Annotated in this window: 14 protein-coding genes; all 14 read right to left on the minus strand. The window is 41.3% G+C overall.

Annotation, left to right across the window (positions count from 1 at the left end):
* Positions 1–40 precede the first annotated feature (40 nt).
* On the minus strand, positions 41–247 hold the full coding sequence (locus OMHG_RS06045; RefSeq protein WP_010649222.1) for a YlzJ-like family protein: 207 nt from the start codon (positions 245–247) through the stop codon (positions 41–43).
* Positions 244–981, minus strand: a complete 738-nt coding sequence (locus OMHG_RS06050; RefSeq protein ID WP_010649223.1) for a ClpP family protease — start codon at positions 979–981, stop codon at positions 244–246. Before OMHG_RS06050 ends, OMHG_RS06045 begins: the two co-directional genes overlap by 4 nt.
* Before the next feature lie 136 nt (positions 982–1,117).
* On the minus strand, positions 1,118–1,984 hold the full coding sequence (gene dapA, locus OMHG_RS06055) for a 4-hydroxy-tetrahydrodipicolinate synthase (RefSeq protein WP_010649225.1): 867 nt from the start codon (positions 1,982–1,984) through the stop codon (positions 1,118–1,120).
* A gap of 64 nt (positions 1,985–2,048) precedes the next feature.
* Positions 2,049–3,278 carry an aspartate kinase gene (gene dapG, locus OMHG_RS06060; protein WP_010649226.1) on the minus strand — a complete coding sequence of 410 codons (1,230 nt, stop codon included), beginning with the start codon at positions 3,276–3,278 and terminating at the stop codon, positions 2,049–2,051.
* A 76-nt stretch (positions 3,279–3,354) separates the two neighbouring features.
* Positions 3,355–4,401: an aspartate-semialdehyde dehydrogenase gene (gene asd, locus OMHG_RS06065; protein ID WP_010649228.1), complete on the minus strand. Its 1,047-nt coding sequence runs from the start codon at positions 4,399–4,401 to the stop codon at positions 3,355–3,357.
* Between the two features lie 58 nt (positions 4,402–4,459).
* Complete coding sequence (gene dpaB / locus OMHG_RS06070) at positions 4,460–5,065, minus strand: dipicolinate synthase subunit B (protein ID WP_010649229.1); 606 nt, start codon at positions 5,063–5,065, stop codon at positions 4,460–4,462.
* The gene (gene dpaA / locus OMHG_RS06075; RefSeq protein ID WP_010649231.1) at positions 5,062–5,946 is read right to left on the minus strand and encodes a dipicolinic acid synthetase subunit A; all 885 of its coding nucleotides are present in this window, start codon (positions 5,944–5,946) and stop codon (positions 5,062–5,064) included. The genes dpaB and dpaA overlap by 4 nt, the downstream gene beginning before the upstream one ends.
* A 147-nt stretch (positions 5,947–6,093) precedes the next feature.
* Positions 6,094–6,336 carry a YlmC/YmxH family sporulation protein gene (locus OMHG_RS06080; RefSeq protein WP_010649233.1) on the minus strand — a complete coding sequence of 81 codons (243 nt, stop codon included), beginning with the start codon at positions 6,334–6,336 and terminating at the stop codon, positions 6,094–6,096.
* 628 nt (positions 6,337–6,964) lie between these two features.
* Positions 6,965–8,191 carry a M16 family metallopeptidase gene (locus OMHG_RS06085; protein ID WP_010649234.1) on the minus strand — a complete coding sequence of 409 codons (1,227 nt, stop codon included), beginning with the start codon at positions 8,189–8,191 and terminating at the stop codon, positions 6,965–6,967.
* 58 nt (positions 8,192–8,249) lie between these two features.
* A complete protein-coding gene (locus OMHG_RS06090) occupies positions 8,250–9,194 on the minus strand; it encodes a polysaccharide deacetylase family protein (protein ID WP_010649236.1) in 945 nt (314 codons plus the stop codon).
* A 149-nt stretch (positions 9,195–9,343) separates the two neighbouring features.
* Entirely contained in the window at positions 9,344–11,458 is a 2,115-nt protein-coding gene (locus OMHG_RS06095; protein ID WP_010649240.1) for a polyribonucleotide nucleotidyltransferase, read from the minus strand.
* A 239-nt stretch (positions 11,459–11,697) separates the two neighbouring features.
* A complete protein-coding gene (gene rpsO / locus OMHG_RS06100; RefSeq protein WP_010649241.1) occupies positions 11,698–11,967 on the minus strand; it encodes a 30S ribosomal protein S15 in 270 nt (89 codons plus the stop codon).
* A gap of 150 nt (positions 11,968–12,117) precedes the next feature.
* Positions 12,118–13,056: a bifunctional riboflavin kinase/FAD synthetase gene (locus OMHG_RS06105; protein WP_010649242.1), complete on the minus strand. Its 939-nt coding sequence runs from the start codon at positions 13,054–13,056 to the stop codon at positions 12,118–12,120.
* 23 nt (positions 13,057–13,079) lie between these two features.
* The gene (gene truB / locus OMHG_RS06110) at positions 13,080–13,973 is read right to left on the minus strand and encodes a tRNA pseudouridine(55) synthase TruB (protein ID WP_010649243.1); all 894 of its coding nucleotides are present in this window, start codon (positions 13,971–13,973) and stop codon (positions 13,080–13,082) included.
* Between the last annotated feature and the right edge of the window lie 74 nt (positions 13,974–14,047).

Raw genomic sequence — 14,047 nt, forward strand, 5'->3', positions numbered from 1 at the left:
CTACATGCAATTATATCACAAATATTGGTATTTATTGGTCTCAGGATAAGATTCTCCCGGGTGCAAATTCCGAGTTAAGATAATCCTGTGGATCGGTGGACAATAATTGCTGGATCTGATAGGACCCGTCCTGCTTCCTTAAAGCAAACAATGTCCTGCCTTTATAAAAGACACTCTCCATACTAGCGTAGGCATCCATCTCCACTGGAAAAATATCGTTATGCGCTAATGGGGTATATAAAATCATTGGACAACACTGCCTTCCATGTCCGAATCGGTTCCTATCAATTCATTTAATTTATTCATTGCTTCCTTTACCCCGCCAACTTCATTGATCAAACCATATTCAACAGCATCTCTGCCCACAACATTCGTCCCGATATCTCTTGTCAGATTACCTTTTGCAAACATTAGATCCTTGAATTTCTCTTCTTTGATATTGGAATGCTCGACAACAAATTGGATCACCCTGTCCTGCATCTTATCGAGATATTCAAAAGTCTGAGGAACTCCTATTACCAATCCTGTCAGCCGTACAGGATGGATGGTCATCGTAGCAGTAGGAACGATAAACGAATAATTTGTAGCGACAGCTATCGGCACGCCAATCGAGTGACCGCCTCCAAGTACGATGGAAACAGTCGGTTTGGAAATCGAACCGATCATTTCTGCAAGTGCCAACCCTGCTTCGACATCACCGCCGACCGTATTCAGTAAAATGATAAGCCCCTCAATTTTAGGGTTCTGCTCAATAGCAATCAGCTGTGGCAGTAGATGTTCATACTTTGTTGTTTTATTTTGGGGTGGCAGCTGCAAGTGCCCTTCAACCTGGCCAATTATGGACAGAACATGAATATTTGATTCAGGTGCCTGAGGAATATTTGATTGGCCAAGCTGTTGAATTTTCTCAACGAGTGATGATGCATGTGGCTGATTTTCCTGCTGCTGGTTTTTATTTTGACTTTCTTTCTCTTCTTTCATTTAGGAACACTCCCTTCATCACAATGGCTATAAAGATAGTATGGACCTAAATATACAAAAAATACCGGCTGACTGCAGCCGGTATTTTTTTAATTTCGCTCATTTGGATCAGAGTCACTCATATAGTCTTCGTCTATTATTGTTGCAAAAGGATTTTCAATTGATCGGTTTCTTCCTCTGTAAGGCTAATCAATGGCAGCCGGACACCGCCTGATTCAATCCCTTTGATTTGCAGTGCAGCTTTAACTGGGGAAGGATTTGGAGCGGTAAAAAGTCCGTTCATGATTGGAAGCAATTTACGGTGCTTCGATGCCGCATCGCGGATGTTTCCTTGCTGAAAATCATCCATCATTTCCTTCATTTCATTACCAATAATATGAGAGGCAACGGACACAACCCCTTCAGCTCCTATCGCCAGCATTGGTAATGTCAGTCCATCATCACCACTGTATACACTAAATTCTGCTGATGTGTTCTCGATTATGTCTGCTATCTGGTCCAGATCTCCACTCGCTTCCTTGACCGAAACAATATTATCGATTGAACTTAAATTGATAATAGTCTCCGCAGTCATCTTCACGACAGAACGGCCAGGGATATTATAAAGCATGACCGGTAAACTTGTTTCCTTGGCAATCGCGGCAAAATGCTCGTACATCCCTTGCTGACTCGGCTTGTTATAATAAGGTGCTACAAGCATCACCGCGTCAACGCCACACGCTTCAGCTTCCTTCGTAAGACTTATCGATGCTGCCGTATTGTTGCTTCCTGTTCCAGCAATCACCGGTACTCGTTTATTAACATGCTTTACCACATGCTGATACAAACTGATTTTTTCATCTTCTGTCAGTGTTGGCGATTCTCCGGTAGTTCCCGCAATCACCAGTCCATCCGTTCCATTCTCAAGCAGATAGTCAATCAAAATGCTTGTTTGTTCAAAATCTATTCCACCCTTTTCATCAAAGGGAGTAATCATTGCGGTCAATATTTGCCCAAAATTCATTCCTAATCACCTTTCTTCTGTACGGGCGTAAAGACAGAGATACCATATTTTAAAAGGCCATGTCTCAGACTGGTTCATTAATTTCACTCAATCCAAAAACCTCATGCAAGGCATTAACTGCTGTTATTAGATCGTTTGCACGAACCAAAACCCAGATTGTTGTATGACTATCCGCTGACTGTAATATCTGTACGCCTGCATTTGTCAATGCTTGAACTATTTTTGATGCAACCCCGGGAACGCCATTCATCCCTGCACCTACTGCCGATACCTTGGCACATCCTTCTGTAATTTCAGGATGGAACCCCAGTACTTCCAGTATATCAATTGCCTTCTCAGTTAGTGCAGCCGGTACTGTATAGACCACACCAGTAGGCGAAATGTTTATAAAATCGACCGAAATTCCTGCTTCAGCCATTGCCTTGAATACTTCAGATTGCATACGGTAGGCTGATTCTTTTGTTTGAACTTTAATCTGTGTAATCGATGATATATGGGCAATTCCTGTAATCATCCTGTCGGGTATATCCATTCCCATTTCCAGAATCCTTGATGACGTAACTAACGTTCCAAGTTCATCTGAGTAGGTTGACCTTATACGCATTGGAATTTTACCCTGCATTGCAATTTCCACTGCACGGGGGTGGATTACTTTTGCACCTTGATAAGCCAGATTACAAATTTCATTGTAAGTGACAACATTTAGCGGTCTGGCATTTTTTACCACTCGTGGATCGGCTGTCATAATTCCATTCACATCAGTAAAGATTTCTATCCTTTCAGCCGCAAGGGCAACTCCAAGAGCCGCTGCCGATGTATCGCTCCCGCCGCGGCCAATTGTTGTGATTTCACCAGTTTCCGATTCACCTTGAAAGCCAGCTACAACGACCACATCATTTTTTTCGAATTCCTTTAGGATGCGCGCAGGATTGACTTCTTTAATTTTAGCTTTATTAAAGTCCTCGGTTGTTAAGAATCCGGCCTGTGCACCTGTTAATGCAACGGAGGAAATATGGTTCTTTTGGAGTTCATTGGACAGGACTACCGCTGAAATTATTTCTCCGCAGGACATCAGCAAATCCAATTCGCGTGCCGAGTTCTTATTTGCTGGATAATCAACGAGGCCGAGCAGCGTATCCGTTGCATATGGATCGGGTTTTCTGCCCAATGCCGACACGACAACTACCAGTTTATAATCCTTTACTAAGGCATCTTTTATATGTTTTATTACATGTTCTCTGTTTTCTGCCGTTTGGACGGAAGTTCCGCCAAACTTTTGCACCAATACTTGCATCATAACACCTCTATTATTACCGGATACTGTATGTTCAAAGAGTCTCACCTGAGCAGTGAAACCTTTTGAACAACAATTATAGCCAATTATTTTTAATCAATGATTGCGCAATTTGAACCGTATTCCATGCAGCCCCTTTAAGCAGGTTGTCAGATACTATCCAGAGATGGAATCCTTTTGAATGATCAGGATCTTTGCGGACACGGCCGACAAAAACTTCCTCTTTGTCTGCTGCCGCTAAAGGAGTAGGGTATTCCTGTACCGCTGGATTGTCCTGAAGTACAACACCGTCAGCAGTTTTCAGTACTTCCCATAAGTCTGCTACCTTGACATCTTCCTGATCGAGTTCAATGTATACGCTCTCCGCATGTGAAGTGAAGAATGGCAGTCTTACACATGTTGCAGCAACGGATAATGCATCATCATGCATGATTTTTTTGGTTTCATTCATCATTTTCATTTCTTCAAATGTATATCCATTATCACCGAATACATCAATCTGCGGAAGTGCATTAAATGCGATTGGATAGTGATTCTCGTCACCTTTAACAGGGAGAAGATTAGCCACCATTTCTTCTTCATTCAGATATTGCTGCGACTGGATCTTTAATTCCTCAGCAGCCTTAGCACCAGCACCGGATACGGCCTGGTAGGTGGAAACAATGATTCGATTGATTCCGAATGCGTCTTTAATTGGTTTTAAAGCAGCAACCATTTGAATGGTCGAGCAATTAGGATTTGCAATGATGCCATTATGTTTTGCAATGTCCTCACTGTTCACTTCCGGTACTACAAGCGGGACATTCTCATCCATCCTGTAGGCACTTGTGTTATCGACGACAACTGCACCATGTTTTACAGCTTCAGGTGCAAGTTCCTTAGAAACAGATCCCCCTGCAGAAAAAAGAGCAATATCGATACCTGCAAAGCTCTCCGGCGTTGCTTCTTCTACAATAATTTGTTTATTACCAAAAGCAACCCTCTTCCCGGCTGACCTTTTTGAGGAGAGCAATTTTAATTTATTTATAGGAAAACGTTTATCTTCTAATAGTTGAATGATTTTCTGTCCGACTGCTCCTGTTGCTCCGACGACTGCAACATTATATGCTGTTTTTACTGGCATTTGCCATGACTCCCTTCAAAATGGAAAATAACTAGCTTCAATTAATTGTACTAGTTTTTTATTTTAACATATTTTCAGCCGTATAAGGAATAATAATAGGCTGGAGTTGCTGATCATTTAAAGCAGCTTTGACACTATCAACCAGATAATCCAATTTAGCTGATACGGAATTTGGTTTATTGTATGGGTCATCCTGTCCAAAAGGGATGAAATAGATATTCTTGCTGTTCATCAGTTTCATCAAATTGGTCCCATTCAATCCCAATGCATCGTTTGTCGTCACACCAAGCAAGACCGGATTCTGATTTCTCAAGGTGGATTTCGCGGCCATCAGAACCGGATTATCTGTTTGGGCGTTTGCCATCTTACTCAATGAATTTCCAGTAAGCGGCGCGATTACCATGCAATCAAGCGGCGACTTTGGTCCAAGGGGCTCCGCTTCCGGAATCGTTTTAATGACCTTATTTCCTGTAATACGTTCCAGTTCGTTAATATGATCTGTGGCTTTACCGAATTTTGTATCCGTGTTTTGGACAGTGTAGGAAACAATTGGAATGACTTCGGCCTGTTCTCTCATCAACTTTTCTAGCTGCACAAACACCTGTTTAAATGTGTGATGCGAACCAGTCAATCCAATTCCAATCCGCTTTCCGGCCAGATTCATAGTGCTTCCCTCTCTTCTTCCAGAATTTGTGTTATAACGTCTGCCAATATCTTTCCAGCCGTTCGGGGTGCTACAATTCCGGGAAGACTTCTTGCCAAAATCGCTTTAATTCCCCTTTTATCGGCAAACTCAAAATCCGTACCGCCTGGCTTGGATGCCAAATCGATAATAATTGCGTTTACCGGCAGATTCTGAATTGCTTCCTTTGTGACAATCGGAGATGGAATGGTATTTATTAATACATCACAGTTATGCGTGTTCTCAGAAAGCTTTTCCAACGGGATTGCGCGCAATCCCATTTCGGTAATCCGTGCGAGGTCCCTGATGCTTCTTGCACAAACGGATACGTTTGCACCGAGTGCTGAGAATTTATTGGCAACCGTATTTCCAACCCGGCCAAACCCCGTCACCAATACATTTGATGAATGTATGGTATGATCTGTCTGTTCGAACGCCATCATGATGGCCCCTTCTGCAGTAGGAATTGAATTATAAATAGCAACATCGTCTCTTTCCAGCAATGGAATTAATGTGATTCCTGTTTCATTTGCAGACTGCGATAGATAATCATTTGTTATTCCTGTAAATACAATGGAAGTTTTTTTTAGTTTATGAAACCATTCCTTATTCAGATTAATAACTTTATCCGAAAATACGGTTTCAATATTTCCTTTTGCATCCGTACCTGTGATGGGAAGAACAACCGCATCGAGCTTAGACTGATCCAGTTCATCTAATTCCATTTCATTTAATTCCATAAATCCTTGTTCCAGTTTGTCAAACCCAACGAGAATTATCGTAGTGTCAGGTAATTGTTTTAGTTGCCTGATCAGCTCCAGATATCTTGCGTCCCCGCCAATCACAGCTATTAATTGACTCATTGTTGTGTTTACCCTCCAGACATACAATTCCTGTAATCATTTTCTTTATAGCTTATGTGAGAGCACTGTGGGAGTGATTGTCAGTTTAAAAAAAGATAGAAAAAGGCTGCTATCACAATCGTGATAGCAGCCTTGATTTTTAAGGTATTAACCAAAATGATTTGTTTCAATCATAATCATATCTTCACCGATTTTTTTGATCGATTTCCAGGGGATTTTCGTTTCATCCCCTTCTTTCACTAAACCAAACCATTTATAATTGGGAATGATAAAGGATTCTATCTGACCTGACTTCTCATCGATTTCCAAATCGGTCTGCCCCAATATTCCAAGTCTTGTTCCCTCATTAACGTTAATGATCTCCTTGTCACTCATCTCTTTGAACCGCATGTTCCAGCCTCCCGAAAACTGTTTATATCATATATATGTTTCTATGAAAAAGCTATGTATAAAACAGGACGACGATGCATTAGAATGCTGCTGTCCCATGAGATTTTCTGACTAATAAAAAGTGCTTCAATACGCCAATGCGGATTGAAGCACACTTTAAGTAAACTTTGTTGTTAACCTTCTCTGTTAATATAAACTATGAAGTAATTTGATGAATAGCTTTATCCCCACTCCAGAAATACGATGCGATTTCCGCGGGCATGCGCTAAGCCAGGGTACTGCTTGCGATTGCTCCCTTGTTCCCTTGCACCGAGGAACCCTGCTTCGAAGCGTTGCTGGCAGACCAAGGTTCATCTAGTGGGGCTGTGGTAATCTCCGCTCCGGAAATACACTCGCTTTCCCGCTGGAGTCTACGTGTATTTCCTCCGCTATGGATTGGAGTGCAGGGCAGTCGACTCCAGCGGGAAAAGCAACAGCTGAAGATCCCCCAGGAAGTGGGTTTCTTCCGAGGAAGCTGAGAGCGCCCGCCACGGAAAGCGACTGCCCGGAGCGGAGATTGGCCGTTGCTATTACTTCGCAGTTCTATCTTCTATGTCAAAATAACAATCAATTAGAGAAAAGTGTTTGCTTATTCAGGATTCATTGCGGGTGCAATTAATGCACTTGAAGCAGGATGATTGAATACTGTTTTAATCACTTGTTTCACGGAATTGTGGCTGACTGCATCAATATCCCTGATTGTCTCATCCAATGTGCGATGCCGCTGAAGCAAGAGTTCATTTCTGCCATTTCTGGACATCCGGCTGTTTGTGCTCTCCAGGCTAAGCATTAGGCTGCCTTTCATTTGTTCCTTGCTGTTGCGCAATTCCTTATCTGAAAGTCCTTCTTTAATTAACGTATCTACTGTTTTGCTAATCGTATCTCTCAGCAGCGGCAGCTGATCCTTACCAGTACCTGCGTATATCGTCAACAGCCCGTGATCCAAAAATGTCGAATGATACGAGAATACGGAATATGCAAGTCCCTGTTTCTCCCTTACATCCTGAAACAGTCTAGAACTCATGCTTCCTCCGAGTACATTGTTCATGATGATAAGGCTATATATATCCTTATCCCCTTGAGGAAGGCCCTGGTAGCCTAAACAAAGATGTGCCTGTTCGGTATCTTTGTTTCTTTCAATCGATTGTGCTAGAAATGATGGCTTTACGATTTCCTTATTGTCTGCAGGTGACTCGTACGATCCAAAATAGCCTTCCACGGAATGGATAAATGAGCTATCTACATTTCCAGCTACCGAAATGACAACATGGTTAGGTGTATAACGCTGTTCGACATACCTTCTGAGGATATCCGGATTGAATTCCTTTAAATGTCCCTCAGTACCGAGAATCGAATAGCCTAGCGGATGATCTCCATACGATGCTTTTGCCAGGAGATCATGGACGATATCATCGGGAGTATCCTCATACATTTTTATTTCTTCATATACCACTTTCTTCTCCCGTTCCATTTCCTCCGAATCAAAAGTCGAATTAAAGAACATGTCAGCAAGTATTTCCAAAGCGAAATCCTTATGTGTATCCAGCACCTTAGCATAATAGCAAGTGTATTCTTTCGATGTGAAAGCATTTATTTGACCGCCGATGGAATCGAAGGCTTCTGCAATATCCTGTGCTGAACGGGTTTTTGTCCCTTTAAAAAACATGTGCTCCAGAAAATGCGAAATTCCGTTATTTTCACCAGTTTCGTTTCTTGATCCAGTTAGGACCCATATACCAATCGTAACAGATCGCACTGCAGGTATTTTTTCCAGTACAATCCGAACTCCATTTTTGCTTGTATGCTTATCAATCACTATTTTTCCTCCTAATGTGTCCCATCCGTATAATTAAGGATAGACTGATACATGAAGATTATCTGTCTTCACTGAGAAGTGTTTCAATTGTTCCAAGTTTATATCCGCGCTCTTTAATAAGTTTGATTAGTTGATCCAATCCATTCGCAGTGGATGATGTAGGATGCATAAGCACCGTTGCTCCTGGATGAATTTTTTCTGTTACCCGGTTTATCATAACAGAAACGGATGGATTCTTCCAATCAATCGTGTCAACAGTCCATAGTATGGTTTCCATATCCATGCTATGTGCCGATTGGACAACCTGATCATTGAAACTTCCACTAGGAGGGGCAAACCATTTCGGTTTTTCTCCTGTAATTGCCTTTAATATCTGGTTTGTCTGATTAATCTGTTCGACACTATCCCCACTGGACAATCTGGCCATATCGGGATGGTTATAGGCATGGTTTCCGATAACATGTCCTTCCTCATCAATCATCTTCACAAGGTCGGAATTTTCCTTTGCCCATTTTCCTTCAATAAAAAATGTCGCTTTCACTTTATTTTCTTTTAATATACTTAGCATTTCCGGAATATATGATTCCCCCCATGACACGTTAACGAGTAACGCCACCATGTCCTTTTCAGGATGTCCGCGGTAGATTGGGGAAGCAGGCAGATCATCCAACGAAATATTCGGACTGATCTGTTCATAAACAATCAAGGATTCATCATAGACACTCTTTTTTTTCATTTGTTCGTAGGATTTCTCCACGTTGACTTTTAAGCCATTTCTTCCAGCAGTCTTTTTCCATACATCATCAATATAAGCATCTTGGGGTTTCTCGCTTAATGTATTGCTACGCTCCTCAATTTCCTTATATAGGGCATCGCTTTGAATCGATAGTCCCGTTCCAAGGGTTGCGACATTGCTCTCAAACGGATTATATTCTGTACGAAAGGCCGCAGCGACCAGTATAATAAATAAAAACAAATTAACGTATTTTCGGTAATCCCTCATACAAACCCCTCCCCTTAACAAATCTATGCTGAGAAAGGACAAGTATGATTATTTATAAGGGTGATGCTGGTTATAGTTTGACCTGCAAACAGATAAAAAAATCCATAAAAAAAGAAACTGCATCCAGCTTCTTTTTTCATCTTGCATTATTATTGTTTTGCTTTTTCTTCTCGTTCTTTCTCTTCAGTCAATACCGCTTTGCGTGAAAGGTTCACTCTGCCCTGACGATCGATTTCTTTTACCTTGACCATAATCTGATCGCCGATAGAAACAACGTCTTCCACTTTATTTGTACGCTCCTCAGCCAATTCGGAAATATGAACCAATCCATCTTTTCCTTTGAACAATTCTACGAAAGCACCAAATTTCTCGATACGTTTAACCGTGCCTAAATACATTTGACCAACTTCAACCTCACGGACGAGATCTTCAATGATCTTCTTCGCTTTATCGTTCATGGAAGAATCTGTAGAGGAGATGAATACCTTGCCATCCTGTTCAATATCAATCTTCACACCGGTTTCATCGATAATCTGATTGATCTGTTTGCCACTTGGCCCAATTACATCGCGAATTTTATTCGGATTGATGGACATTGTAAGAATTTTAGGCGCAAACTCTGAAAGCTCTGTTTTAGGCTCATTAATCGTTGCAAGCATAGAATCAAGGATCTGCATACGTCCTTTTTTCGCCTGTGTCAATGCCTCTTCAAGAATTTCTCTCGATAAACCGGAGATCTTAATATCCATCTGCAAGGCAGTAACACCTTCTGAGGTTCCGGCAACTTTAAAGTCCATATCTCCAAGAGCATCTTCCATCCCTTGAATATCGGTAAGAATTGTATAATCTTCACCTGTTTTGACAAGACCCATTGCAATACCGGCAACAGGTGCTTTAATTGGAATACCAGCGTCCATCATTGCTAGTGTGCTTGCACATATACTTGCCTGTGAAGTTGAACCGTTTGATTCAAGAACTTCTGAAACCAGACGAATGGTATAAGGGAAGTCCTTTTCAGATGGTATGACTTTTTCTAGTGCGCGCTCACCTAATGCGCCATGACCGATTTCACGACGACCAGGTCCTCGGATCGGCCCTGTTTCCCCAACACTATATTGCGGGAAGTTATAGTGATGCATAAACCGCTTCGACTCTTCCAGATCAAGCCCGTCCAAAATCTGAACGTCACCTAAAGCCCCTAAGGTACAAACACTTAATGCCTGGGTTTGTCCACGTGTAAACAATCCTGAACCATGCGTTCTTGGCAGTACATGAATTCTGGAAGAAAGTGGACGAATTTCATCTGGCTTACGGCCATCCGGGCGAATCTTTTCTTTTGTGATCAATCGGCGAACTTCCGTCTTGACCATTTTATCGAGAATCGATTTCACTTGTTTGATGACATCTGCCTCTTCTTCAGCATATGCTTCAAGCACTTCGTCTTTTACACTTGCAATCGCATCTTCTCTTGCATGCTTTTCCTGCACTTGAATCGCTTCTGTTAATTTGTCTTTTGCCTCTGCTTCCACTTTAGCAAACAACTCTGCATCTAACTCAAACAAGGTTACTTCTGATTTTTCCACTCCGGCTGCTTTAACAATCTCTTCCTGAAAAGCAACTAAGCGTTTTATTTCATCGTGACCGAACATGATCGCTTCAAGCATCACTTCTTCGGGAACTTCGTCAGCTCCTGCTTCAACCATATTGATGGCACTTTTGGTTCCGGCAACAGTTAGTTCAATATCACTTTTCGCTTCTTGCTCGATTGTAGGGTTGATGATAAACTCTCCATCTACTCTTCCTACATGAACTCCGGCAATCGGTTCTGCAAATGGAATATCGGATACGCTAAGCGCAATTGATGATCCAATCATTGCAGCAATTTCAGATGGGCAATCCTGGTCCACACTCATAACGGTACTGATTACCTGAACTTCATTCCTGAAGCCATCAGGGAATAACGGACGGATCGGACGGTCAATCAAACGGGAAGATAAGATTGCTTTCTCGCTTGGACGTCCTTCGCGTTTGATAAATCCACCTGGAATTTTACCTACCGCATATAATCTTTCTTCATAGTTAACGGTCAATGGGAAAAATGGTAGATCCTTTGGTTGCTTCGACGCTGTCGCTACAGACAGTACGGATGTATCGCCATAATGGACCATACATGCACCATTTGCCTGTTTTGCCAGCTCTCCAATCTCGATGGTGAATTTCTTCCCGGAGATTTCAGTGGAGAATACTTGTTTTTCTTCTGCCATTAGTAATAGTGCTCCTTTCAATACAACATGCTATTTTCATTTTATAATTTATTGACATCCATGTGAAGGCTATCTTGCATCAAGTATACCAATTAATTCCTCTCTATAGAATAAACGATAGAAGTACAGGAATCAAACTGCAAGTATATATTGATTCTGGTTTATCCAGAAAAAGGTTATGTATTATAAAAAAATAATCCTAATAGAAAAAGCAGGATTTCTCCTGCTTTTTAAAAAGACTATCGGCGTAAACCGAGTTTTTTAATTAATTCACGGTAACGGGAAACGTCATTGTTACGTAGGTAAGTAAGTAAGTTACGACGTTTACCAACCATTTTCAAAAGACCACGGCGTGAATGGTGATCCTTCTTATGAACACGTAAATGTTCGTTCAATGCGTTGATATCCTCAGTAAGTACAGCGATTTGTACTTCCGGAGAACCAGTGTCAGTATCATGAACCTTGTATTCATTAATGATTTCATTCTTACGTTCTTGAGTAATAGCCATCTGGTGCACCTCCTAGTATTATTATTATAGCCCCGATCTCCCAGCAAACGTCGGAGTTACGATTTGCCAAGGGATGGTTTTACGTTTACTAGCATAACGCTTCCGCAAGAAAAAATCAAGTCCCTGTGCTCTATTCTTTCTGCTGGATTTTTAATCAGCAAAATAGGAACGAATCATTTTTTCATCGAGTGCCATCTGCTTAATCAACGCTTCCGCGCTCTGATATTTCTCTTCTTCCCGAATATATCTATGCCACTCGACCTGAAGTTCTTCACCATACAAATCATTATTATAATCAAATATGTTCACTTCAACGGAAAGGTCCTGTCTATCTTCTGTGAAGGTTGGATTGGTACCGATGTTGGCCATTCCTTCATATATTTCACTTTTATAGATGACCCGAACTGCATATACTCCCCGCTTTGGAAGCAATACATCTTCGTGCAGCTGGAGATTTGCGGTAGGATATCCTAATTCTCTGCCCCGCTGTTCTCCTCGCACAACGATACCGCTAAACTTCAATGGCCGTCCAAGTAAATGATTTGCTTTATCTATTTTTCCAGCTTTCAATAATTCCCTGATTCTCGTGGAACTTACTTTTTCTTCTTCCAAGGCTACTTTGTCAATGGTTGTAAAATCGAAAGCATCTCGGGTGTATTCCCTAATGTTTTCCATATTGCCTTGTCCTCGATGACCAAAGGAATAATCAAAGCCCGCCACAAGGTGCTTTATGTTTAAACCAATAATGAAGTGATCGATAAATTCTTGCGGCGACAATTGTGAAAGTTCTTTGTTGAATTTGATAATGTATAGACGGTCAACATTCAAATTCTGCAATAATTCCTTTTTTTGCTTCATCGGAGTGATATATTTCACGTGCTGTGTGCCTTTTTTTAAAACTACAGATGGGTGTGGATGAAAGGTAATGACAGCACTCTCCATATTTTGATTTGCTGCTTCATTTACAGCCGTTTTAATGACCTGCTGATGTCCTTTATGTATACCATCAAAGAATCCAATGGCACTGACAGTCTTTGGCAGTTCTTCCATTCCCAATGTATGTGGATACGTCAATTCAATCGTTCTCATAATCATTCACCTGCACTTTTTAATCATTCGCTGAAAACACGGACCGGCTTAATCTGATCAGGATTCTCAGGATGTTGTTGATAGATTGCTAATAATTGATCATCATGCATGACAGCAAATGGGTCTGTTTGAAGCGTTTCCTCCGGTTTCGGAAGCTTCTGCCCATTCATCACTTTAACTTTTGTTGTTTCATTTACGGTTAGCTTGTCCATATGGGTCAGACCCGCTGTTATCGGATGGAGGAGATTATCTTGTGTGTTATTTTCCATCGCTTCTTCTATAGTATCAAATGTTACTGAATTTTTCTCTGAAAACGAACCGGTTTTTGTTCTTACCAAAGCAGACATATGCGCAGGATATCCCAGTTCTTTACCGATATCCACACAAAGTGTTCTTATATATGTACCTTTTGAACAGATGATCTTCATACGGATTGTCTGTTGTTGTGGATCAACTGATAATTTATCAAGTTCATAAATGGTTACTTCCCGTTTTGGCCGTTCCACTTCCTGGTTTGCTCTGGCATATTCATATAGTTTCTTTCCATTCACTTTTACCGCTGAATACATCGGCGGTACTTGCGTAATCTTTCCGGTAAATGATGCAAGTACATCATCAATCACAGAAACAGCCGGAAAATCCGTCAATTCCTTTTGTTCGATCACACTTCCATGTGCATCCTCTGTATCTGTTGTAGATCCAAGCTTCAGCTCAGCAATATAGGTCTTACTGGTTTCTGTAAGGAAAGGAACGATTTTCGTTGCCTGCCCAATGCAGATTGGCAGTATGCCCTCCACTTCAGGATCAAGTGTACCAGTATGTCCTACTTTTTTAGTTTTAAAGTATCTTCGGCATTTCATGACACAATCATGTGACGTGAATCCTTTTGGTTTCCACAATGGTAAAATCCCATCCATTCAACCAGCCTCCATTAAATCATAATCCTATAAGAATGTAAGGAAAAATCTGACCCGTATTAATCTCTAGAAAA

Source organism: Oceanobacillus massiliensis str. N'diop (assembly GCF_000285495.1).
In the GTDB taxonomy this organism is placed as follows: domain Bacteria; phylum Bacillota; class Bacilli; order Bacillales; family Amphibacillaceae; genus Oceanobacillus; species Oceanobacillus massiliensis.